Raw genomic sequence first — 24358 nt, forward strand, 5'->3', positions numbered from 1 at the left:
ATGCTTAATGAGGAGAAAGCAAGAGAAGACCTCCAAGAGATTTTAAAGGGCAGAGAGTATCAGATTTATCAAAACGATTCTGCAGGACTACTCGAGACTTGGTGGAATCAAGTGAAAGAATGGTTTGCAGATCTGTTAGCGGATATGTTTCCTTCTCTAGAACCATCAAAGAATTTTGCAGGAACAACTTTAACAATCATCATCATCATTTTTAGTATTCTTTTGCTTCTATTAATATTTATACTTGTTCGAAATGGAAAACGACGGAAAACACTTCGTCAAAACAAGCCGCTTCAAACAATAAATGAAATGCATTGGTCATATCATAAACACTTAGCTGAAGCAAATAAGCTTGAAGCATTAAATGATTATACAACTTCAACACGTCATATGTTTTTAGCGCTGCTCCTTTATTTTCATGAAAAGGAATTGTTAAAAGCAAGAATTTGGAAAACAAATTGGGAGTATTACGATGAACTTAAAAAAGTAAATCAACAATGGGCAAGTCAGTTTTATCATCTAGCGCTTATTTTTGATGAAGTAACGTACGGGAAGCGCGTCATCTCTAAAGATGAGTATATTCAGTTCAAAAATGAAGCAATGAAGTGGTTAATTGAGGATGAAGAACTAAGGAAAGATAACCGCAAATGATAGGGAGAAAGGAGGGGGAAATGAATTTTGCAAAATTCAACATCAACTCGAAGGAAGTGGATATGGCTTCCGATTCTTGTTCTCATCTTAATGTTAAGTAGTTATTATATTGTAACGGGTGAACCAAAGAATTACCCACAATATGATACACAATCTCCATCTCCTACTGGGATAAAAGCTTTTTATACATATGTAGAAAATGAAATGGATTTAGTTAACAGATGGTCACATCCACCTAATCTATTACCAAAAGCTGATGAAAGTCAATTATTAGTAATGATTGAGCCTGCCATCATACCTAATTCTGAAGAGATGGAAGCTTATGAACAATTTATGGAAGCAGGAAACACGATTCTATTATTAAAGGTAAACCCTAAAGGGATGTTTGACCAAAGAATTATCTTTACTGAAGATGGAGTGACATCATTACATAACATAACCGATCAAAATGAGCATATCTACAATGCGGTAATAGAATCTCCCGTGATTCTAGAAGCAGATGAGCATGATGATATTTTATTACAAAGTGAAAACAAAGGTACTATTGCATTAAAACGAGCCTATGGAGACGGCCAATTAATTGTTGCAAATTCTCCTAAATGGATAACAAATGGAAACATTTTAAAAGATGATCATCTCCCGCTCCTACTTACTCTTTTTAATGAAGTTAATTCTCAAACAGTACTATTTGATGAATACTTACATGGTAAGCAAGATGCTTCATCAATTCTGAACGTGTATCCAAGATGGTTTATTCTTTTCCTATTTCAAGGGATCATCCTTACTTGTTTATTCCTTTGGTATCAAGGAAAACGCTTTGGACCTCTGCTTGTACCAAGAGAAGAAACAGTCCGTTATAGTGATGAAAGAATAAAGGCATTGGCTGCTTGGTATATGAGAGGATATCATTATAAAGATTCACTCCATATACAAGCAGATTATGTAAAACTACTTTTGCAGGAACGCTGGGGCATTCCATATAGTAAGGAATGGGAAGATATAGACATATACCTCGAAAAAAGATTGAATAAAATTCCTGAATTGGAAGTTAATTCTTTCGTAGTAGAGTTAACAAAGGTGTTAATGAAAGAAAAAGTAACCAAGCAGGATTACTTAGTATGGTCGAAAAAGCTAGATCAATTAAGGAAAGAGGTGGAGGATAATGAACACACAATTGGCATCCCTACTAGAGAGTTATGAACAAAGAATAATCGGACAAAGTATAAATCTTAAACTATTGTTATCTTCGATTTTAGCAGGGGGACATGTTTTGCTAGAAGGTGTTCCAGGAACAGGTAAAACACAAATGGTTAAAACGCTTGCTAGTCTTTTAGGTGGGACATTTACACGTATTCAGTTTACACCTGATTTACTTCCAAGTGATATTACAGGTAGCACCATTTATAATATGAAGGATAGTACATTTCAAACCTTAAAGGGCCCGATTTTTACAAATATATTATTAGCAGATGAAATTAACCGTACACCAGCAAAAACACAGGCTGCACTCCTTGAAGCAATGGAAGAAAAGCAAGTAACGATTCAGGGTGAAACCTATCAATTGTCAGATGTATTTTTTGTTGTAGCTACCCAAAATCCAATTGAGTTTGAAGGGACCTATCCATTACCTGAGGCACAACAGGATCGTTTTTTATTTAAGCTTCACATTGACTTCCCCTCGTTTGATGAAGAAAAAAGTGTGCTAAAACATGTTCTTGAAGATAGCTTTGGTGCAAATCAGGTGGGGCAAGTGTTAGACATTGAAACATTTTTAGCGATAAAAAAGGAAATTGAACAGGTAACGATCAGTGATAGTGTACTAGACTATCTGATGCAGCTCGTTCGAAAGACAAGGGAATCTGATTCAATACGTTTTGGTGCAAGTACTAGGGCGGGAATATCGATTGGGAAAGCTGGGAAGGCCTGGGCTTATTTATCTGGTCGAGATTATGTCACACCTGATGATATTAAGATGGTTGCTAAACCTGGATTAAGGCATCGAATTCAATTATCCCCACATATAGAATTGGAGGGAGCAACCGTTGACCAAATCATTGAAGAGCTTGTGGGGGCGATTCCTGTTCCAAGATAGGGGGATCTTACCTACAAAGCGATTACAATTCATTTTCCTAATTCTGACGCTCGGATTGTTGATCGGAACTACTTGGGAGATTTCATGGACAGTAGTCATTCTGCTCAATCTCATTGTCTTTTTCATAAGTTTACTAGACTTACTGCTTTCACCGAAAAAAAATCAACTGATTATTAAACGTTCGATCCCTACTGAAATAGAGAGAGGACTTTCAAATGAAGTTCAAATTAAAATAACGAACAATTCTCCATATCAAATGAACTTTCGGCTTGTAGACGGAATTCCTCAATCCTTTCAAAAGGCGTTTCCTATACATGGAACGGTTTATAAAGAAACAATATCGGTTGTGACATATGAGACCATTGCCCAAATTAGAGGGAAATATGACATCTACAAACTTTATTTTCGGTATAAGAGTCTCTTAGGTTTGTGGGAAAAGCAAACGACTTTAGTCTTAAATGATACAGTAAAAGTGATTCCTGATTTAACAGAAACAAGGAACTATTTAGAAAATGCACAGCAATTTTTATTATATGAAGGAATGAAAATTCGAAAACATCAAAGTGGTTCCGGAGAATTTACGAAGATTAGAAGTTTTGCTATCGGTGATGATCCGAGAAAAATTAACTGGCGTCAAACAGCTAAGCTACAAGAGGTCATGGCTAATGAATATGAACCAGAACATGGAAAATATATGACCGTATTAATTGATTGTGGGAGAATGATGGGCGCGGAGCTCTCAAAGGGTAACAGATTAGAAAGGGTGTTAGAAGCAGCTTTAACGGTAACAGCAGCAGCATTAAAAAAAGGTGATTATGTTTCCGTTCTAGCCTTTTCAAAGAATGTAAAAGTCTATGTTCCACCAGGTAAGGGAATGGCCCATTTACAAACAGTTTTGCAGGCTATCTATCATTTGGAGGTAGATGCAGCAGAGTCTAATTATGCAGCTGTTCTAACTTATTTACAAACAGTTCAAAAGAAACGGAGCCTTATTTTATTATTTAGTGATGTTCAAACCTTTCTTCATGAAGAGAGTGCACTAACCTATTTGAAAAGACTCAGACAGCGGCATCTATTTTTAATGATCGGGATTGAGGACAAGATGCTGTTATATAAAATAAGAGAGAAGCCAGTAACAGTACAAAATGCGATGATGAAAAGTATTGCCCAGCAGCATATGCTTCTAAAAAAACGTGAAAAAATCAAGTGGGAGGCTCAGGGCCTCCAGATGATAGAGGCTCGTGAAGAAAAACTTGCGATAGCAGCAGTTTCTTATTATATTGATGTGATGAATCGTGGGCTCCTTTAAAGAGTAAGAAAAAATGCTTGCTCTATTATCCAGGAAATATTAATCAACTAATACTCATGATTTGAAGAAAGAACAGCTTCAAGTCATGAGTGTCCTAAGCTAATTGAATCTGGATAAGGATCTTGCACTTTTCATATTGTTTTGCTCTAGTACTAAAGTAGAAATGAACTTCATACGTTAATCAACATCGAACGCTCGTGCCCTTCGTGTTTCCTTCATCTCATCGTCGCTAAACGTGCATTTGCGCTTTTCTTATCAAGAAGGAGTTTTCCGATCATAATGTAAAGGAGCAATCCAATAACAGTTAAGAATGCAACGATATATTTTACTTCTAATGAAATTGCTGCAGGAGTGATAAATCCTTCAATTATACCGGCAATCACAAATAACGGTAGAGTACCAAGTAATAGTTGGACAGAACGCTTTGCTTGTTGCTTTAATTGGTAGCCTCTTGAATAAGCTCCTGGAACAAAAAGCTTATAGCCCATCAATAAACCGGCGCCACCTGCAATGAAAATTGCAGTAAGTTCAATCATGCCATGGGGAACGATATACGCCCAAAAATCATAAGCCTTTCCATGCTGCCAAAACAATGCTGCAAGCGCACCGATGATGATGCCATTATAAATTAATAAATAAACAGTTAATAATCCAAATGTAACACCACCAGCAAATGCTAAAATTGCGACTTGGATATTGTTTGTCATAATTGTAGCTGACATTAATGGAGAGTCAACGGCTTCATGACCCTTACCTAATTGCTCTGGGTCAACACCTTGAGCAATATCTGCAGGCAGGACAGAGTAAAGATGTAGTGAATCATTCAATATCGCAAAATAGCTACCTAAAGCACCAACAATAAACAAAATCATCGCTACAATGACAAACTTCCATTGTTCCAAAAGTAACCTAATGAATGTTGTACTAAAGAAGTGATGAAGTTGTTTAAAGCTTGTGATTTGATCCTTATACAAAAGATTATGTGCTTTCGAAACAAGTCCATTTAAGTATGCCGTGACATCCTCTTTTGGAAAATAAGTTTGACTGTAAGAAAGATGTTGTGCAGCTTTTTGATAGAGGCGATGAAATCGATTTATATCTTCACTAGTCATAGATCGCCGTTTTTTATGTAAGATAGTTACTAATTGTTCTAGCTGTGTCCAATCATCGCGATGTTGTTTTACAAATTGCTTTACATTCATTTTGACACCTTCTTCATCTAACCGTATTTTTAGCATGATATAAGTTCACTTTATATTATAGTAATTTTCTAGAAAAATAGAAACAACTACAGGAAAAATTAACCATGAAATGAGTGACCAAGATGGACCAAGAACAAGTGGATATTAAAACTCCTGAATTTGTATCGCTTCAATTTCAGTCAGCAGGTCTAGGAAGTAGAACGGCGGCATTTATCATTGACCAATTAATCTTAATGACAATTAATATTTTAATTATATTGGGACTATTTCTCTTTTTATATGATCTAGATCGTTTATTCTTTATGACTGAATTTATGTCATTCCCGATTGCTATCACAATTATTATCCTTTTTATTTTAAATTGGGGCTACTTTTTTGTCCTCGAATACTTCTCAGGAGGGAAAACGCTTGGTAAAAGGATAATTGGCATAAGAGTAATCCAAGAAAATGGCCACAGCATAACAATTTTATCTAGTTTTATCCGTAATTTATTAAGGATTATCGATTCTTTACCCGCAAATTACCTGATTGGTATATTGATGATTTTTTTCCATGCTAAAAATAAAAGAGTTGGTGACCTTGTTGCAGGCACAATTGTTGTCCATGAAAGAAAAGCGAAGAAAAAACGGAAGGTTTCTGCATTAGAAAGGGAAATCGAAATAAGGGGACTTACTAAAAAAGACCTTGTGGTTGAAGAATGGGCGTTTCGAGCGTTAGGTCCAAAAGAATGGAACTTAGTTAAAACGTATTGTAATCGAATTTTACAACTCCCGTTAGCGGGGAGAGAGCAACTAACTAACGAAATGGCAGACATTCTGTTCCCGAAAATTGGAATTGAAAAAGATGGAAAGACAAATGAAGAAGTAGAAAACACATTATTTATTCTCTATTTGCTTTTGCAAGAAGAATGGGAGTTTGAACTATAAACGAAACTATTTATAAGGCTAAAGGGACTATTATCGAATTTTTCTGTATTTACTAATTTTATTTTGATTTTTATGAGTGAAAAAGTTAACATTTGTACCCTCATATCCGATGTAATAGGTAAAGACATAAAACTGTGGGGGTTACAAAATGAAAAAAGAGATGAAGTTTTATGAAAAGATTTCAGTGAAGTTTCAAATTTGTCTTGCTATTTTAGTAGTAGTACTTACGAGTACGATTGGACTTCTTAGCTATATTATTGTGAAAAATACTATTGGGCAAATTCAAGAATTGCAAGATTTATTGTGGAGTTTGTTAGGTATACCAGCTGTTATTACGATCGTTTGCTTGTCAGTGTTTTACTTTTTCGTCCATAGAAAGTTAAAAGTATTAAATCAGATCCTAATTGCTTCATCTGAAATTTCAGCAGGTCGTTTTTTTGTAAACCCTTTAAAAGAAGGAAAAGATGAATTCGGTTTACTTGCAATATCATTAAATAAGATAAATGATGACTTTAGAGCTTTAGTTCACGATTTAAAAGACACAAGTCATTCCATTTCCACTTCATCTTATGAGCTCTCAGCTTTAACTGAGCAAACAACAACTACTAGTGAAGAAATAGGAAATGCCCTAAATGAGATTTCAAAAGGATCAGTATCACAGGCTTCCGATATTGAATCCACAAGCCAAAAAGCAAGTGATTTACAAGCAAATATCACCAACATGACAGAAGGAAGCAATGCTATTATCCAATTAACAGAGGGTTGTGTAAATGCTGTTCAAGCAGGTAAGGATAGTATGAATGGCTTGCAAGTATCCAACAAAGAGAACGCAAACATTTTAGATCAAATTAGTTTAGGGATAACTACCCTTTATCAAAGTGTACATCAAATTTCCGGAATTGTGACAACGATTGATAATATTTCAAAACAGACAAATCTATTGGCTTTAAATGCTAGTATTGAAGCTGCAAGAGCTGGAGAACATGGAAAAGGATTTGCGGTAGTAGCAGAAGAGGTTCGAAAGCTTGCAGAAGAAACAAATAAGGCTACATCTCAAATCCAAACAATGATTCAAAATATTGAAAAGGAAACAGAATCAACCGTCCTTGTGATGTCTCAAACAACAGAGATTTCAAGTGGCTTAAATCAAAGTGTATTAGCAACAGAAAATGAATTTAATGAAATTTCTTCATCTATCTCAAAAATTATTGAAGGAATATCAAAACTAAATAAAGAAATTGAAACTGTTTCAGATCATAGTTATATCATTTTAGATTCGATCCAAAATATATCTGCAGTTGCAGAAGAAACTGCAGCATCAACTGAAGAGATAACAGCATCTGTTGATGAACAAGTGAATGCGGTAGTGACCATTAATCATTCATCAGAAAAATTAATTGCATTAAGTGAAAACTTAAATAATTCACTTAAAAAATATATGGTAGAATAAAAATCCTAATTAAGCAGTGGGTTTCTTAACTGAAATCACATTGCTTTTTTTATTGTCTAGGAAATTATAAAATGCTAGTACTGTGGCTAAGCGCTAGGCATCCAGCTCCAGCGCCTAGCCCCTCTTGGGTCTAAGCCACTCATGAATAGAAGGTAAAAAACACCTTCAATTCATGAGCTTCTTATTTGCCCGAGGCAGTTCAAGGCGCCCTGAGCTTTTGTTCTATAATCATGCTTGAATTATTGATAGTTCCGTTAGTATTCGAATCAACAAAATTAGTTCGATGTTTATTTTTTGTCAAAGAAAAATAAAAAAGGTTTAGCTACAACTATAGCAGTTAAACCTAATGGCTACTTACTTTATGCATATCGAATATGATTATTCTCAAGGAGTGATTCTTCATATTCCTTTAATAAACCATCAAATATTTGATCCCAAGTTTGTGATAATGCATATTTACGAGCAGTTTCCCCCATTTTTTGACGTAACGCATGATTTTCTAATAAATGAATAATTGCTTGGTTAAATTGCTCTACATTTTTTGGCTCACATAGATAGCCTGTTACTTCTTGGTTAATAATATTTTTAACTCCACCTGAATTTGCTCCAATGACAGGTGTACCAGTGGCTAAAGCCTCTAAAACAACATTTCCAAATGTTTCTGTAGGAGATGGGAAAATAAATAGGTCAGAGTTAGCATAAATTTCTGCAAGACTTTCGCCATTTAAGAAACCAGCAAAAGTCATATTTTTAGGAGCTTCCTTTACCATTTCTTCTTTAGAAGGCCCATCACCAACGATTATCCAATGAATTTGATTTCTTATTTTTTCTGGTAGCTGTAAAGAAATTTTCATAAGGGTTTCAATATCCTTTTCAGGAGCAAGACGCCCTACGTAAGAGAGAATGTATTTTTCTTTAATTCCATACTGCTCGCGTATTCGTTTATTTGAATAGTTCGGATGAAATAGGCTACAATCAACGCCCCTTCCCCAAATACGTATATTTGAAAATCCCTTTCGTTTTAATTGCTCCATCGTTTCATTAGAAGGAACAAATATTTTACGAAGTGGTTTGTGGAACCAATGCATATACTTCCATAAAAACTTAGAGAGAAATTGAAGATCATAATATTCTAAGTACTGATCAAAATCAGTGTGATAAGATCCTACAATTGGTATGTTCAATTTCTTGGCATAATGTAAGCCGCATAGTCCTATATTAAAAGGTGTTGCTACATGAATAAGGTCTGGCTTAAATCTTTGCAGCTCAGCCTTTACTTGAAGCATGTTTGGTAAAGCTAATCTGCATTCAGGGTATAAAAAAAATGGCAGACTTGCGAAACGATGTATATGACTGGAAAATCGATTTTCATTTGTACTAATAGGTGCAAATACTCTATATTCATACCCGTTTGCCTCAAGATGATCTGTGAATCGTTTTAATGTACGGGCAACCCCATTAACATCTGGTGCAAAAGTGTCTGTGAAAATAGCTATTCTCATCGAATCCCCCCAGTTGCAAATAAATGAAAGGTGCTAAATTTTTAAAATATACTTATCTTAGAGTAAAAATCTTCACTCAATAAGATATAGCTTAAAAATCCTGAAGAACTTCCAAGTAGGCATCCAGCTAAAACATCTGATGGGTAATGCAATCCTAAATACATTCTTGAAAATCCTACACTTATTGCTAGTGGTATTAGGATGAGTGCTAGCTGTGGCATAAATAAAATAAAAGGAATGATGACTGAAAAAATGGCTGTAGTATGACCTGATGGGAAAGAATGATCCTCTAAAGGATTAGCAGCTACCTTTGTTTCCAAAAGGGCAAGATACGGCCGCTTACGTGGATACAGCCTTTTTACAAGAGCAACTGGAAGATGACTAATGAGCAGTGAAAACGCACTTGCTATGCTAGTTGCTTGAATAAGACCTCTTGTGAAAATGACAAGAAAAAGACTTACAACAATTGTTGCAATTGCCCCTCCAAGATGTGTAATAGTACGGAAATAAAAATTAAGGATCTTTTGATCGAAGTGACGATTCACACTTCGAAACAACTTGCATTCAAAATCATACATGTTAGTTATAAGCTTTGTTTTCATTTTTTAGAACGCTCCTTTATTTACTCCTTTTATATTATTTTAAGTGAGAAATATTTAGTTAATAATAAGAAATTGTAAAAATTTCCTTCACAAAGTTTTCAATTTTTTAATGAATTCTAAACAAATTAAATAGAATAGTGTCATAGCGGTCTTTAACTAGGAAATATCGCTCGGACGGTTGGGGAAAGAGAGAATGTATGATATGATGCGAGACATATTTTACGGGAAGTTATTTTTACCTGTCTTCTTTGCTTCTCCCCGAATTTTAGGATGGGGTATTACTGCATGTTAAGAATTAGATAATTGTAAGACCGATAAGGTGAGTTTATTCGAGGAAATAGCTGTTCTAAATAAGTCCATATTTTTAATCAAATGAAGTGTAGGGCGATACCATATAAAATAAGTTCGTTTTGGAATCGACAGCATGCCGATTCCAAATCCTTTTTTTATAAATTATGATTCAATTGGCTTAATGTTCCATTTATGATCCCAGTTTTTTATCTTAGCCTAGGTTGTTTGTTGTAATGATTTATAATACTGCCCTTTTTCAACATATTCACGACGAATACGTTCCATGTCTTTTATATCGTCTGAATTTAAAGCTCTAACTACCTTTGCAGGTCTACCTAGGGCGAGTGAGTTGGGCGGGATTTTTTTTCCGGGTGGAACAAGACTACCTGCACCAATAAATGCTCCCTCACCAATTTCTGCTCGATCTAGAATAATTGATCCCATACCGATTAATGCCTTTTTACGAATAATTGAACTGTGTAGGACCACACTATGTCCAACAGTTACTTCATCCTCTAGTATTAGGGGGTTATTTGGACTTTGATGTAGGCAACAAAGATCTTGAATATTAACTTTGTTCCCGATAATTGTTGGCGCAACATCTCCGCGAATAACAGTTTGAAACCATATACTCGTCTCATCGCCAACTATCACATCTCCAGTAATGGTTACATAATCAGCAATAAAAGCTGATTCAGCTATTTTTGGTATTTTGTCTTTGTAAGGATAAATCATTTTTTTCATCCCTTTCTTCTGGAAAGAATATGCATTTTAGCATTATTATTATTATATCAAAGATTTATTAGACGTTATGATTTGAAGGGAGAGGCAGCAATCATGTGGAAATGGGAATCTGAGGTTGACCAGCCAAAGGGAGTAATTGTGATTGTTCATGGAGCTGCTGAACATCATGGTAGGTATAAATGGCTGGTAGAAATGTGGAAATTAGCTGGATACCATGTTGTCATGGGTGATTTACCGGGACAAGGAACAACAACAAGAAGAAGAGGACATATCCAGTCATTTGATGAATATATTATTGAGGTTAATTCCTGGATCAAAGAAGCTAAAAAATTTGGATTGCCTTTATTTTTACTAGGTCATAGCATGGGAGGGCTAATTGTTATTCGTGCGCTTCAGGAGAAACATCAGGAAGTAAAAGCTGTGATCCTGTCGTCTCCTTGCTTAGGTATTGTTTACAAACCAAATAAAGCGTTAGAACTTGCCTCAAGGGGTCTAAATATCATTGCTCCTTCATTTAAAGTTGAATCAAACTTAAGTGTTGCATTGGCCACGAGAAATAAAGCAGTTCAAGATACTGATGAAAATGATTCATTATATGTGACAAAGGTTTCGATTAGATGGTATCGTGAATTAATAAAGGCAATGGAAGAGGCACAAAAACAAGTGAAAAAATTTCAGGACATCCCTTTGTTGCTAATGCAAGGAGGAGAAGATAAAATCGTTGATAAGTCACTTGTTAAAGAATGGTTTAACAAAGTAGACCTAATGGAAAAATCATATAAAGAATGGAAAGGCTTTTACCACGAGATTTTTAGTGAGCCTGAACGTGATGAAGTATTTGAAACAGCGCAGCGCTTTTTTGATGCACATTGCTCTGGACCAAAGTGATATAGTTATATTAGAAGGAGGCGTAATTGAAGAGCCTCCCACTATACATATAAAATTTATGCAAGAGGTGACAACTCCTTTGACAGTTCCACAGCATCCAATAAGGTTAATGACAAAAGTATATAGAGAAGTTTTTCCAATCGTTCATTTTTATATAAAGTACTGGAGAGAGCAAGCAGAAAAAATTCCTAATAAAGAGCTGAGAAACCAAGCAGTTAGCAGCATTGATAAAAAGGAGTTTCATTGTGAAGGTGGCGGGATATTAGCAATAATTTCTGGACCACATAAACAACAATGTATCGAATTTATTGTTGCTTATCAAACAATAAGTGATTATTTGGATAATTTATGTGATCGAAGTACTTCTTTAGATCCAGTAGATTTTCGCATGTTACATCAATCAATGTTGGATGCTCTTACATGTGGGGCTCCATGTAAGGAATATTATCAATTTCGGGAAGATCACGATGATGGTGGTTATTTACATAAGCTTGTTCAAACATGTCAAAATGTGCTATCAGATTTAGAGAATTACCCAATTATTTCAAGCCATTTACTAGAGCTGTCTAGTTATTATTGTGATTTACAGGTTCATAAGCATGTGAAAAAGGAAGAACGTGTACCAAGACTCGAGGATTGGTTTGAACGACATAAGCCCAACCTACCTGACATGGAGTGGTATGAGTTTTCTGCATGTACTGGGTCAACTCTCGGGATTTTTTGTTTAGTAGCATATGCATTTCAAGAAAGTTTTGAAGAAAAACAAGCTCTTCAAATTAGGGATAGCTATTTTCCATATGTACAGGGCCTTCATATTTTACTTGATTATTTAATTGATCAAGAAGAAGACAAAATTGGTGGAGATCTGAATTTTTGTAGCTATTATGCTTCGGAGACAGTCATGATGAATAGGTTAGAGCATTTTGTTGAAAAGGCTGACCATCATTTAACAGGAATTCCACATGAAAACTTCCATAAGCTTATCAATCGAGGATTATTGGGTGTTTATTTATCTGATGATAAGGTAGCCTCACATAAAGAACTTAATAAAATAGCAAGACGGTTGATTAAATTAGGTGGAGTTACTTCCTTTTTCTTTTATTTTAATGGAAGAGCTTACCGTACGTTTCAAAAGCTTTCCTGGAAGAAAAGTTCATAAAGAGGTGAAAAACCCAATTATTAGGCACCAGAGAAATTAATCTCTGGTGCCAATTTATTTATTCAGTCAATAAGTTATATTTTTTTAAAATATTTAAAGTTATTGTTTTCGCTTCAGAACCAGTACCTTCTAGATTTGTGACAAATACATAGTCACGATCCTCAGTTTTAATAAACCCTACGAACCAGCCTAAGCCTAAGTCAGAAAGTCTTGTACCAGTCTTTCCGTATAAGGTATAAAAATCTCCTTCCTCCTGAATGATCATGCGCTTCACTGTTTTCATAACTGGTTTATCAAAAGGAAGTTCTTCCATGAATAAATTCTCCATAAAACTCATTTGTTCCATCGGCGTGATTTTCAAGGAGCTGTCTAACCAAAATTGATCAATTCCTCCCTTAATATTTTGATTGCCATATGGTATTTTTTGAAGCCACTCCTGCATTTGTTGATCGCCAATATCACGGGCCATTGCTTGGTAATACCAAATAACTGAATCCCTCATTGCAGAACCGAGGGTGTGGTCTTGATTCCAAGATTCGAACTCTCTTTCAATACCATCCCAGTGTTTAATATCATATTCATCCTTTACGGCGCCAGTTTGCAAACCAATTAATGCGTTAGCGACCTTAAATGTAGATTCAGGGGTTTGCCTCATGTTGGCTCGTTCTTTATTATATACAAAGGTTTTTCCATTCTGTACATCACGTAAAATAAAGGTACCATTGACATCCTGAAAATAATCATCGACGTCTAATTTCGTAACGTTAAATTTCTTTTCGGTTGCAATCTCTTTTGGTGAATTTGCCTCAACAGTTTGTCCAAATGTTCCGACTAACAGTAATAAAACGAATAGATTGTAGAACTTTTTCATTCTTATCACCTCTAGGGATATTTTTAACAGATTCAGTCTAGCAGGGATAGAAACCAATATAAAGTGGCTTAATACCTAAGAATCATGTTGAAATGTTCTCCCTTGTGTCAAAAGAAAAATAACTAGTTTCATGTATCTATTGCTCTAATTTCTTTTTGTTGGAATAAAAATAGCACTTTCGATTAGGAAGGTGCTTCATAAATGTTAGCATTTTTCAATTGCGACAATATACGGAGGATTATTTCGCTTGTTAATAAATTGATACTGTAAAACATGTGCAACACTTGGATCAATTGTTTTTACATAATTCATTAATTCATCCCGCTCAACTTGACCTGCTTCATGCCCGTGATATATTACAATGACAATGATGCCTTCAGGTTTCATAATCTCCAAAAGTTGATCAATTGCTGAAATAGTTGTTGTTGGTAAAGTTACGATTGTTTTATCTCCACCTGGAAGGTATCCAAGATTAAAGATTGCACCAGAGATCGATCCATGCCGCTCAACTGGTACAGTTGATTTAATATGCTGATGCCCTTGATGTACAAGGGTTACACATTTCTCTAATTGCTCTGATTTTAAGCGTTCTGTTGTATTTAATACTGCTTCCTCTTGGATATCAAAACCAAAAACATGTCCTTCATTCCCGACTAGTTTTGCTAAAAAAACAGTGTCATGCCCATTCCCAATTGTTGCATCTACGACTGTATCGCCTCTTTGTACAACTGTTTGGAGAAGCTGTTTAGCAAAGGGTAAAATTCTCTGAAGCTTCATGACAAAGTGACCTCTTCTTTATTGTGAAATTTTCCCTGAAAGCTATTACGTCTTTTTAATTCAGCATCGATTGAATTTAAAACATTCCACTTATTAACACTCCACATCGGTCCGATCATTAAATCAATTGGTCCATCACCGGTAATTCGATGGACGATCATTTCTGGTGGAATAATTTCTAATTGATCACAGACAAGATTTACGTAATCATCTTGGGACATAAAGTCTAACTTTCCTTTTTCATACTGTTTCACCATTGGTGTCCCTTTTAATAAATGTAAAAGGTGAATTTTTATACCTTGAACATTTAAATCAGCAACTGCTTTTGCTGTTTTCATCATCATTTCGTGATTTTCTAAAGGTAAACCATTAATAATATGAGAGCAAACTCTAATTCCATGCTTTCTTAATTTGTTTACTCCTTCAATATAGCAATTAAAATCATGTGCCCGATTGATGAGCATCGCAGTTCGTTCATGTACGGTTTGTAAGCCAAGCTCAACCCACAAATATGTCCGCTTATTTAATTCAGCTAAATACTCGACAACATCATCTGGAAGGCAATCAGGACGTGTGGCAATTGATAAACCCACAACACCGTCCAAACCTAGAACGGATTCATATTTCTCTCTTAATTCCTCAACTGGCGCATGAGTATTTGTATATGCTTGAAAGTAAGCCATATATTTTCCGTCTTTCCATTTTTCATGCATTTTCACTTTTATCGCATTAAATTGTGTAACAAGGTCGTCTGCTCTATCTCCAGCAAAATCTCCAGATCCTGCTGCACTACAAAACGTACAACCTCCATGTGCAACAGTGCCGTCACGATTTGGGCAATCAAATCCACCATCTAAGGCAACTTTAAATACTTTGTGCCCAAATGTATTCCTTAAATGATAATTCCATGTATGATAACGTTTATCGTCAGATGCAAACGAAAATAGATTGGTCTGATTCAAATCAGATACCTCCTATAGAAATTAATAAAATGTTAGAAAGTTTTTGGTGATTAGTGGGTCTAACACAAAACAGTAGTGCACTCCTTATACGCTAAGCCTACATCGGAGGCTCGTGCTATACATGTTTTTTTAACACATACAGAGTGTTCAAGTTCTTAAGTCGGAAAACGTTCGCTTACGCTTTTCTTTCATCAGAAAATTTTAACATGATCACCATGATAATGACAGTTCTCTTTATCACTTACCAATTATTTAAAGACAAGTTTTTGCTCATGCTTGTAAACAATAAAAACTGATGAAGCTTTAATTGACTTCATATCGTTTGGAGGAGAGATATAGATGGCAACAAGACAATCAGTTGACGAATATCTACAACGCTGTACGGAAGCAATTGAATATGCACGCGAACAATATAAAACTGGCTCACAGCAAGAGCATTATAATCAAACAGAATATACAAAAGCACTTCAAGGGCTTGAAAATGCTGTGAATGATATTAATCATTTATCACTAAGTGCAAATGATCAACAGCAGGATCAACTTTATCGAATGAGACTTCAGCTTCAACAGTTACAAAATGAGATGATTATCAGACATTAGGGGGATCAATATGAAAAAACGATCTAAACAAAACAATCCCGAGCAAAAAACGAAAAACGGTGTTAATAGCAATGACCTCGAACTGGGGCAAGACTTTGATCCCGTTATTGAAAGAAAAGCTAAAAATGCCAAAAAAGGGCAGCCAATTAAATCAAAACAAAGAGTCGAAAATGAATAACGTTGTTTAGTTAATAATATAAAAAGGACCTCAGTAGGTCCTTTTTTATCGTTTTGGAAATAATAAAATTCATGTATTGTGGATAACACTTTGACATTCAGCTCTAATGCCCAGTGAACATCACACGGCTTTTGTTTTTTTATTGACAAATAAAAGAATAAATAATATTGTATTAAGTGTATTAGTTAATATGGTACACTTAATACATATAGTATAGAGAATTCAAAGAAAGAGGGAGAAACGATGATCCAAATTGATCCGAGAAGTTCTACTCCCATTTATGAACAAATCATTCAGCAAATGAAGGAGCTTTGTTTTAAAGGGTTATTAAAGTCTGGTGACAAGCTTCCATCTGTCCGTGAATTATCAACAATGATTATTGCTAATCCAAACACGGTTAGTAAAGCTTATAAGGAACTTGAACGGCAAGGAATCATTGAAACACTTCGAGGACGAGGAACATTTGTGTCAGAAAATGCTAGAGAAACGCTAGACGAAGGGAAGATGGAAAAGATTAAAGAGCAACTTAAGCCTCTAATTATTGATGCATTTTATGCTGGAATTGACTTTAACCATATTCATGATTGGATAGATGAAATAAAGAAAGAAGTGGGAGGAGAAGCCCATGCTAGAAATAAAAAATCTGACGAAAACACTTGATGGTGTCGAGCTTCTAAAAGATATTAACCTAAAGTTAGAGCCAGGTGAAATCTTTGGATTACTAGGTCGTAATGGCTCGGGTAAAACAACCTTACTAAGGTGTATTCAGACGATTATTCAAGCTGATGAAGGCGATATTCTGTTTGAAAATGTTTCGATTGCGAAGCATCCGCTTGTAAAAAGAAAAGTTATCTATATGCCTGTGCAAACACTCTTTTATGACCGTTACACGTATAAGCAATTAGTTAGAATCCTGCGAAATATTTATCCCGATTTTGATGTAACGTATGCAAACGAGTTGGTTAACCGTTATCTATTACCCGAAACGAAGAAATACCGAGATTTATCAACAGGTTTAAAAAAACAAATGGCACTCATCCTAGCATTTGCAGTTCGCCCAGCAGTTATTATGCTCGATGAACCAACAGATGGAATTGATGCTGTAACACGTCATGACTTAATGCAATTAATGATTGATGAGGTGGCAAATCGTGATACAACGATTTTAATTACCTCTCACCGATTAGAAGATATTGAACGTATTTGTAATCGAATTGCCTTTTTGGAGGAGAAGAATTTATCAAATGTGTTAGATGTTGAAGGCCTTAAAGAAGACTATGCAAAAGTCCAATTAGCCTTTGAAGAAGATTTACATTTAAAAATTCGCGAAAAAGGAATCCCAATATTAGAGGTATCAGGTGTCTTTTACACGGTAATCGTGAAGCGAGATGATCAGAAGAGCCTGAAGTGGCTTAGAGCGCTTAAACCAAAAATCTGGAATGAACTTCCTGCAAATCTTGAGGAAGTATTTATTGCGAAGTTTGGAGGAAAGCGGAGATGGTAATTGGAGAATTAATCAGAAAAGAAATTAGACAGTATTGGGTACAGCTTTTATTATCCATTTTAGCAATAAGTTTCATGACTCCAATTAGAATATGGACTCAATACTTGGAGTTTCGGAACTTTGAAGAAGCATTTGAGTCTAACGTGTTTACAATTAATTTTGAATATAGTGATCCAACTTTTATATTTGTTGTTTTTGTTGTGACATTAGCGATTGTTCAAATCGGTGTTGAACGAAGCAACGGAACAATGGAATTTAATTTGGCCATGCCTTTTTCGAGGGCTAGTATCTATATATCTAAATGGATCGTTGGCTTTGGGAGTATTTTAATAAGCTGGTTTATTTCATTCGGTTTAACTGGATTGATCATTAAGATTACTGGGATGCCGACTGTTAATTTTGAAAACTATTTTTGGTTTTTAATTGGATCCCTGCTGTTGTTTTACACAATGACTTTTTCAGCTGGAGCAATTACAGGCTCTCCATTTGGCCAAGGACTCGTGACGATTACAGTTGGTATTTTACCACTTTTGTTTTTTGGTTTAATCGGAGTGCAACTGGAGGTTATAACAGACCCAGATTTTATATTCAGCAATGAACAATTTTTGATTGCTTACAATATAACCCCGTTTTCCTATGTGTTTTTTAAGTATGGTAGCTTTCCGATCAAAGAGATTTACCCTCCTTTTATAGAAGCTGGTTTCTTTTTTATCCTTGGGTTATACGCCTTTATCAAGCACCCCTTTGAGCGGAATGGGTCATTTTTCGTGTGGAAATGGATGGAAAGGCCAATCCAGGTCTTTGTTATTTTGTTGGGGATTCTTGGTTTTAGTTCATTTGGGTATTTATCAACTTTTGATCATAGTATGGTTGGCTACTTTGTAGGTGCAGCTGCCGGGGCTTTCATTGGATTTATCGTGAGCTATTTTGTGATTTATAAAAAGAAAAAATGAAATTGAAATAGAGTTTAGGAGGAGAAATCATGATAGAAGTAAAAAATTTAAGTCATTCTTTTAAAGTGGGGAAAAAAGGGGTTGAGAATGAAATACCAGTTTTAAAAAATATTTCCTTGAAAATTAACAAAGGGGAAATTGCTTCAATTGTCGGCCGAAGTGGTTCTGGAAAGTCTACTTTACTGAACTTAATTTCGGGATATATTTCACCAACTGCAGGTGAGATTATTATTAAAGATACAAATGTAACAGCCTACAATGAAAAAAATTGGGCTAAGTTTCGGTTAGATCATTTTGGATTTATTTTTCAGAGCTTTCAATTAATCCCAAGCCTAACGACATTTGAAAATGTAGAACTGCCCCTTACATTAAAAGGAATTGACCAAGCAGAACGAAAAAAACAAGTGATGGAGCTTTTAGAGAGTGTTGGTCTGCACAATCATGCGGAACATTATCCAAATGAGCTATCAGGTGGGCAGCAACAACGTGTAAGTATTGCCCGAGCACTAATTACAAAGCCAAGTATTATTTTAGCAGATGAACCAACAGGTAGTTTGGATTCTGAAACAGAAAAGGAAATTTTAGATTTGATTAAACAGTTAAATCGAGAACAAGGGATTACGTTTTTTATTATTACACATGATGATGAAGTAGCAAAAATCAGTAATCATCAGTTCCATTTACAAGATGGTGTGTTATCAAAAGGAGGTGCTTTCGTTGAAGTTTAAAGATCAATTGAAATTTATGAGGAAAAATATGAAGAAAAATCGTTTGCGCGTGTTTATGACGATTTTAGCTACTACGATGGCCTGTGCATTTTTAATTGTACTCGCATCTGTAGGATTCGGCATCCAAAAAAGTATTACGGAAGAAATCAAATCTCAGCAGGTTATAACAGAAGTAAGTGTACAGGGAAAAGAGACCGATGGAAACCTAGAACAAATTAACAAGGGTAACCTTGAAGAACTAGAAGAAACAGACAATGTAACAGCAGTAGTGAGAAGAAATTATATTGATATACCTGTAAAAGCAGCACTTGATGATCGTAAGGCTGATGTTCAACCAACGATCACTAATATGGATGCAGAGCTAAAAGCTAATCTTACTCTTGAAACTGGAGCGGTTCCAAAATCAGAAAATGAGGTTATTGTTGGCTATCACTTTGCACAAAGCTTATTGACTGAAGTAGAGAATGAAAAATACCAAAAAGAGTTGGAAACAGCAGATGGTCCAGTAGAAGCACCAACTGGATATGAAGGTGATCTTGTTGGAAAAGAAATTACGATGACAATTTTGAAGGATGTTGATGGCAAGGAGGAAACAAAGTCCTTTACCTTCAAAGTAGCCGGTGTTGTTGGTGAGCCTGCAAAGGATTGGGTAACAGACCAAAATATTTATATCGATGAAGCTTTAAAAGAAGAGATATTGTCATTTTCTAATATGGATGAGAAGGGTACAAGTTCTGATATACCTTATAATGAAGTATTAGTTTATGCATCAAGCCTTGAAAATGTAGCACAAGTAACAGATGATTTAAAAGATAAAGGCTATATGGTCTATTCAATAACAGAGGAATTAGACAGTGTAAACTTGTTTTTTAACGTTTTTAAAGCAGGTTTGATCTTTGTCGGTACAATCGCTATCATTATTTCATCAATAGGGATTTTTAATACTATGACCATGGCTGTAACAGAACGAACTCAAGAAATAGGAATTATGAAGGCATTAGGAGCGCAACCAGGGATTATTCGTCGGTTATTTTTAATGGAAAGTGCGTATATTGGTATTGTTGGATCTTTCATAGGTGTTGTTATTTCCTATGCAATAAGCTTTGCAGCAAACATGCTGTTACCAATCATTTTAAGTTCTGTCATGGGTGGAGAAGCAGAAATGGACTTTACTTTTTCTTATATACCGCTAAGTCTGGTTCTCATCTCAGCAGGAATTAGTATAGGAGTTGCAATGATTTCAGGCTTACGTCCAGCTGTAAAAGCAACTAATATTAATGTATTATCAGCTCTTAGAAGAGAACTATAGGGAATGAAAAAGGTTGGCTGCTATTTTGGTAGTCAACTTTTTAATGCTATGAGATCATTAAATAATAGTGAGGTGTATGATTAATGGAAATTAAGATTCGTTTATCAAAGGAACAAGATTTTAGGAAACTTATTGAGTTAGATCATCGTGTTTGGAGTACTGAGACAACACCAGCGACAATTGCTTGGGAATCGGTTCAGGAATTTGCAAAACGAAATCCTGAAGGTAGCCAAATCGTAGCGCTTGTTGAAGGTAATGTTGTGGGATATCTAGGATACCACCCTCCAACCCCTCTTAAAACAAATCAACATGTGCTAGAACTTGATATTGCTGTAGATGAAAAATTTCAAGGGATGGGAATAGGTAAACAACTTTTAGAAAAGGGAAAAATAGCAGCAAAGGAAAAAGGGATATATAAGCTATCTTTACGTGTATTAGCGACGAATGAAGGAGCAATCCAATTTTATAAAAAGTGTGGATTTATCGAGCAAGGTAGATTGATTCATGAATTTTATATAGGTGGTAAGTATGTAGACGATATACTCATGTATATGCTTTTGGATGAATAGAATTTTATCGATCAAAAAGTCGGTAAATTCCCATTATTACAACATTAGAAAACGACCACTTTCTTCATTGCAAATCAAAGAAAAAGCGGCTAAAATTCTCTGAGGAACAATAAAAATTTAATGCAGAAGCATATTCTCATAGATTGTGTTGTCTGTGATTTTTTTATTTACAATAATCTTTAAGGAGGATGAATATGCCACGTTCTCTTTGGTTGCTCGTCATCGGAATGATGATCAATGTGACAGGCTCATCATTTTTATGGCCGCTTAATACGATCTATATTCATGAACATTTAGGCAAATCATTAACTGTAGCAGGAGTAGTACTAATGCTCAATGCAGCAGCTAGTGTTATTGGTAATCTTGTTGGTGGTGTATTATTTGATAAAATCGGTGGATTCAAATCAATACTATTAGGAATTGTTATCACATTAGTGGCTGTCATTACACTGGTATTTTTTCACGGATGGCCGGTCTATATATATTTACTTATTCTAATTGGTTTAGGGTCTGGAATTGTTTTTCCTGCTACATATGCGCTTGCAGGTACTGTGTGGCCTGAAGGTGGTAGAAAGGCATTTAATGCGATTTACGTAGCACAAAATGTAGGTGTAGCAGCAGGGGCATCATTAGGAGGACTAGTTGCATCCATTTCATTTCATTATATATTTATTGCAAATGCAGCTCTATACGCTGTCTTTTTCTTAATTGCATACTTCGGATACCGAAATATTGATGCAAAACAAGCAAGCCAAACATCTATTTTAGATCAAAAACCTGCTGTGAAAAACTCTCGAAAATTTACAGCTTTAGTTATTCTATGTATAGGCTATTTATTATGCTGGGTTGGATATGTTCAATGGCCTTCAACTATTTCCTCACATACACAAAGCCTTAATATTCCTTTAAATCAGTATAGTTTATTATGGACAGTGAATGGAGCTCTAATCGTCTGCGCACAACCAATACTATCTCAATTTGTAAAGTATGTTGCTAAAACGTTAAAACAACAAATGATCATTGGCTTTTTTCTATTCATCGCTTCTTTTGTTGTTGCATCATATGCAGAGCAATTTACAGGCTTTTTAATAGCAATGGTTATTTTAACAATTGGTGAAATGCTCGTTTGGCCAGCAGTCCCAACGATCGCGGATGACTTAGCTCCAAAGGGAAGACAGGGTTTTTACCAAGGCTTTGTAAACAGTACAGCAACAGGTGGTAGAATGATCGGCCCCCTCTTAGGTGGCATGATTGCTGACTACTATAATATGAACTTACTATTCATGATTATTATTAGTCTGTTAATTTTTGGAATCTTTACAACTTTGATTTATGATAAAAGGCTTAAAGCGACTATTCAAAATGGTGTGGGGACAGTCCCCAATCAATAGTGAGGGACAGTCCCCCAAACGAGCGAAATGCGCTAATTTAATGGAGAAGTGATAGCGTGGGGACAGTCCCCACACTATAAAGAGGGACAGTCCCCAGTATTAGACTGTCCCCCTACTTTAGTGGGTAATTTTATGATACGATTAAAGAAAAAACGATTGCTAGGGGAAGGTAAAATGTTAAATCAACGTTTTCCGTATGCTAAGGAGATTTTTGAAACAGTAATTGAAAACGCTTACGTTTGGATTGTTATTGTTGATGCAAATGGAAAAATCATTTATATGAATGATAACTATTGTCGTTTTTGCGAGGTTACTAGAGAAGATGTGATTGGTAGACATGTTACTGAAGTAATTGAAAACACGAGAATGCATATTGTTGTGCAGAGTGGGGAGGAGGAAATCGCAGATCTTCAATACATTAAAGGGAATTATATGATCGCAAATCGAATTCCAATTTTTGCTGACAATAAGGTGGTTGGGGCTTTTGGGACAGTTATGTTTCGCGATACAAAGGAATGGCATGAGATGAATTCCCATGTACGCCATCATTTATCATCGATTCAATCCTTCCTTGAAAAGCAAGAAATCACAGGTGCGAAATATACATTAAATGATATTCAATCAAATTCCCGTGTCATGACGGAATTAAAGGACAGAGTCAAAACAATCGCTGCAACCGATAGTTCAGTGTTAATTAGAGGGGAAAGTGGAACAGGTAAAGAGTTGTTTGCACATAGCATTCATCTTCTCAGTCATCGGAGTGAAAAGCCATTTATTAAGGTGAACTGTGGTGCCATTCCAGAGCAGCTTCTTGAATCAGAATTGTTTGGTTATGAAGATGGTGCATTTACTGGTGCGAAAAAGGGTGGAAAGAAAGGTAAATTTCAGCAGGCAGATGGTGGAACGATTTTTCTCGATGAAATCGGTGACATGAGCCTACAAATGCAAGTAAAGCTACTTCGAGTGCTTCAGGAAAAAGAAGTAGAACCAGTAGGATCAACAAAATCTTTTTCATTAGACGTAAGAGTGATTACCGCTACAAATCGACCACTTGAAGCACTTATGGAAAATAATGAATTCCGCAATGATCTTTATTACCGAATTAGTGTCATTCCATTGTTCATTCCTCCTTTACGTGAACGGATGGAGGATCTAGAAACACTTGTTAGGTACTTTTTAAAAAAAGTTTCATCAAGAACGGGAAAAAGAATTTCAATCATTCAGGAGGGAGTAATGGAAACATTACATCACTATCATTGGCAAGGGAATATTCGTGAACTAGAAAATATTATAGAAGCTGCAATTCATCTTGCAAAGACAGATGTGATTACGTTGGATGCCATTCCGGATTATATTAAAAAGCCTGCTGTATTTCACCCTAAACAAGCTTCCCTAAAAGAAATGGTAAATGAAGCAGAAAAAAATATTCTCATAACAACGATAAACAAATATGACGGAGATAAGAGAAAAGCAGCAAAAGCATTAGGGATCAGTAAATCGAGTATGTATGAAAAGGTCCAGAAATATGAGCTTGGCTAATGATGTCCGAAAAATCGGAATGCAGTCCATAATGATGGACTGTTCTTTTTTTGTTGATCTTTACGACATTTATTCGAATGGACAAGTTAGGAGTCTCTGAAAATTCCAATAAACCGGAATAAGTAATTCAAGATTTGAACATTATAGTAACTTTCTGTAGG

At 35.4% G+C, this 24358-nt stretch carries 25 protein-coding genes; 18 read left to right on the plus strand and 7 right to left on the minus strand.

Going from position 1 to position 24358, the window contains the following annotated elements; genetic code table 11:
- The 4 genes from I7822_RS15975 to I7822_RS15990 are packed head-to-tail and all read left to right on the plus strand — an operon-like array spanning position 1 to position 4052.
- Positions 1-651 carry a DUF4129 domain-containing protein gene (locus I7822_RS15975; RefSeq protein WP_207979967.1) on the plus strand — a complete coding sequence of 217 codons (651 nt, stop codon included), beginning with the start codon at positions 1-3 and terminating at the stop codon, positions 649-651.
- A gap of 27 nt (positions 652-678) precedes the next feature.
- On the plus strand, positions 679-1851 hold the full coding sequence (locus I7822_RS15980) for a DUF4350 domain-containing protein (protein WP_243459498.1): 1173 nt from the start codon (positions 679-681) through the stop codon (positions 1849-1851).
- On the plus strand, positions 1814-2743 hold the full coding sequence (locus I7822_RS15985; RefSeq protein ID WP_207979969.1) for an AAA family ATPase: 930 nt from the start codon (positions 1814-1816) through the stop codon (positions 2741-2743). Before I7822_RS15980 ends, I7822_RS15985 begins: the two co-directional genes overlap by 38 nt.
- Positions 2694-4052 carry a DUF58 domain-containing protein gene (locus I7822_RS15990; protein WP_207979971.1) on the plus strand — a complete coding sequence of 453 codons (1359 nt, stop codon included), beginning with the start codon at positions 2694-2696 and terminating at the stop codon, positions 4050-4052. The genes I7822_RS15985 and I7822_RS15990 overlap by 50 nt, the downstream gene beginning before the upstream one ends.
- Positions 4053-4267: 215 nt before the next feature.
- On the opposite strand, the gene I7822_RS15995 is transcribed toward I7822_RS15990, so the two are convergent.
- Complete coding sequence (locus tag I7822_RS15995) at positions 4268-5254, minus strand: stage II sporulation protein M (protein ID WP_207980221.1); 987 nt, start codon at positions 5252-5254, stop codon at positions 4268-4270.
- Between the two features lie 122 nt (positions 5255-5376).
- On the opposite strand from I7822_RS15995, the gene I7822_RS16000 reads away from it, so the two are divergent.
- Both I7822_RS16000 and I7822_RS16005 read left to right on the plus strand, forming a co-directional pair.
- Positions 5377-6180, plus strand: coding sequence for an RDD family protein (locus I7822_RS16000; protein ID WP_207979973.1), 804 nt, complete (start codon positions 5377-5379; stop codon positions 6178-6180).
- A gap of 148 nt (positions 6181-6328) precedes the next feature.
- Complete coding sequence (locus I7822_RS16005) at positions 6329-7630, plus strand: methyl-accepting chemotaxis protein (protein ID WP_207979975.1); 1302 nt, start codon at positions 6329-6331, stop codon at positions 7628-7630.
- Positions 7631-7989: 359 nt separating this feature from the next.
- Here the strand turns inward: I7822_RS16005 and I7822_RS16010 are convergent, their stop codons facing one another.
- The 3 genes from I7822_RS16010 to I7822_RS16020 all read right to left on the minus strand — a co-directional run bounded on the left by I7822_RS16010 (position 7990) and on the right by I7822_RS16020 (position 10760).
- Positions 7990-9132 carry a glycosyltransferase family 4 protein gene (locus I7822_RS16010; protein ID WP_207979977.1) on the minus strand — a complete coding sequence of 381 codons (1143 nt, stop codon included), beginning with the start codon at positions 9130-9132 and terminating at the stop codon, positions 7990-7992.
- 41 nt (positions 9133-9173) lie between these two features.
- Positions 9174-9734: a phosphatase PAP2 family protein gene (locus I7822_RS16015; protein WP_207979979.1), complete on the minus strand. Its 561-nt coding sequence runs from the start codon at positions 9732-9734 to the stop codon at positions 9174-9176.
- A gap of 507 nt (positions 9735-10241) precedes the next feature.
- Positions 10242-10760, minus strand: coding sequence for a gamma carbonic anhydrase (locus tag I7822_RS16020; protein WP_207979981.1), 519 nt, complete (start codon positions 10758-10760; stop codon positions 10242-10244).
- 102 nt (positions 10761-10862) lie between these two features.
- On the opposite strand from I7822_RS16020, the gene I7822_RS16025 reads away from it, so the two are divergent.
- Both I7822_RS16025 and tbcS read left to right on the plus strand, forming a co-directional pair.
- Entirely contained in the window at positions 10863-11657 is a 795-nt protein-coding gene (locus I7822_RS16025; protein ID WP_207979983.1) for an alpha/beta hydrolase, read from the plus strand.
- 79 nt (positions 11658-11736) lie between these two features.
- Positions 11737-12816: a tetraprenyl-beta-curcumene synthase gene (tbcS, locus tag I7822_RS16030; RefSeq protein ID WP_207979985.1), complete on the plus strand. Its 1080-nt coding sequence runs from the start codon at positions 11737-11739 to the stop codon at positions 12814-12816.
- 58 nt (positions 12817-12874) lie between these two features.
- Here tbcS and blaOXA read toward each other — a convergent pair whose 3' ends face one another.
- The 3 genes from blaOXA to mnmL form a co-directional block, all read right to left on the minus strand.
- Positions 12875-13687: a class D beta-lactamase gene (gene blaOXA / locus I7822_RS16035; protein ID WP_207979987.1), complete on the minus strand. Its 813-nt coding sequence runs from the start codon at positions 13685-13687 to the stop codon at positions 12875-12877.
- Between the two features lie 204 nt (positions 13688-13891).
- A complete protein-coding gene (mnmM, locus tag I7822_RS16040) occupies positions 13892-14464 on the minus strand; it encodes a tRNA 5-(aminomethyl)-2-thiouridylate-methyltransferase MnmM (RefSeq protein WP_207979989.1) in 573 nt (190 codons plus the stop codon).
- Positions 14461-15426 carry a tRNA modification radical SAM protein MnmL/YtqA gene (gene mnmL, locus I7822_RS16045; RefSeq protein ID WP_207979991.1) on the minus strand — a complete coding sequence of 322 codons (966 nt, stop codon included), beginning with the start codon at positions 15424-15426 and terminating at the stop codon, positions 14461-14463. The genes mnmM and mnmL overlap by 4 nt, the downstream gene beginning before the upstream one ends.
- 339 nt (positions 15427-15765) lie before the next feature.
- On the opposite strand from mnmL, the gene I7822_RS16050 reads away from it, so the two are divergent.
- From I7822_RS16050 to I7822_RS16095, 10 genes are all read left to right on the plus strand, one after another.
- A complete protein-coding gene (locus I7822_RS16050) occupies positions 15766-16026 on the plus strand; it encodes a YtzC family protein (RefSeq protein ID WP_207979993.1) in 261 nt (86 codons plus the stop codon).
- Positions 16027-16036: 10 nt separating this feature from the next.
- Positions 16037-16204: a glycogen biosynthesis protein GlgD gene (locus tag I7822_RS16055; RefSeq protein ID WP_207979995.1), complete on the plus strand. Its 168-nt coding sequence runs from the start codon at positions 16037-16039 to the stop codon at positions 16202-16204.
- A 243-nt stretch (positions 16205-16447) separates the two neighbouring features.
- Positions 16448-16864: a GntR family transcriptional regulator gene (locus I7822_RS16060; RefSeq protein ID WP_207979997.1), complete on the plus strand. Its 417-nt coding sequence runs from the start codon at positions 16448-16450 to the stop codon at positions 16862-16864.
- Entirely contained in the window at positions 16830-17708 is an 879-nt protein-coding gene (locus I7822_RS16065) for an ABC transporter ATP-binding protein (RefSeq protein ID WP_207980014.1), read from the plus strand. The genes I7822_RS16060 and I7822_RS16065 overlap by 35 nt, the downstream gene beginning before the upstream one ends.
- The gene (locus I7822_RS16070; protein ID WP_207980016.1) at positions 17702-18661 is read left to right on the plus strand and encodes an ABC transporter permease subunit; all 960 of its coding nucleotides are present in this window, start codon (positions 17702-17704) and stop codon (positions 18659-18661) included. The genes I7822_RS16065 and I7822_RS16070 overlap by 7 nt, the downstream gene beginning before the upstream one ends.
- Before the next feature lie 29 nt (positions 18662-18690).
- On the plus strand, positions 18691-19389 hold the full coding sequence (locus I7822_RS16075) for an ABC transporter ATP-binding protein (protein WP_207980018.1): 699 nt from the start codon (positions 18691-18693) through the stop codon (positions 19387-19389).
- A complete protein-coding gene (locus I7822_RS16080; protein ID WP_207980020.1) occupies positions 19379-20698 on the plus strand; it encodes an ABC transporter permease in 1320 nt (439 codons plus the stop codon). The genes I7822_RS16075 and I7822_RS16080 overlap by 11 nt, the downstream gene beginning before the upstream one ends.
- Before the next feature lie 83 nt (positions 20699-20781).
- Positions 20782-21267 carry a GNAT family N-acetyltransferase gene (locus I7822_RS16085; protein WP_243459499.1) on the plus strand — a complete coding sequence of 162 codons (486 nt, stop codon included), beginning with the start codon at positions 20782-20784 and terminating at the stop codon, positions 21265-21267.
- 194 nt (positions 21268-21461) lie between these two features.
- On the plus strand, positions 21462-22658 hold the full coding sequence (locus I7822_RS16090; RefSeq protein WP_207980022.1) for an MDR family MFS transporter: 1197 nt from the start codon (positions 21462-21464) through the stop codon (positions 22656-22658).
- A gap of 174 nt (positions 22659-22832) precedes the next feature.
- On the plus strand, positions 22833-24197 hold the full coding sequence (locus tag I7822_RS16095; RefSeq protein ID WP_207980024.1) for a sigma-54 interaction domain-containing protein: 1365 nt from the start codon (positions 22833-22835) through the stop codon (positions 24195-24197).
- Positions 24198-24358: the final 161 nt, after the last annotated feature.

It is taken from the genome of Metabacillus bambusae (genome assembly GCF_017497975.1).
GTDB lineage: Bacteria > Bacillota > Bacilli > Bacillales > Bacillaceae > Metabacillus > Metabacillus bambusae.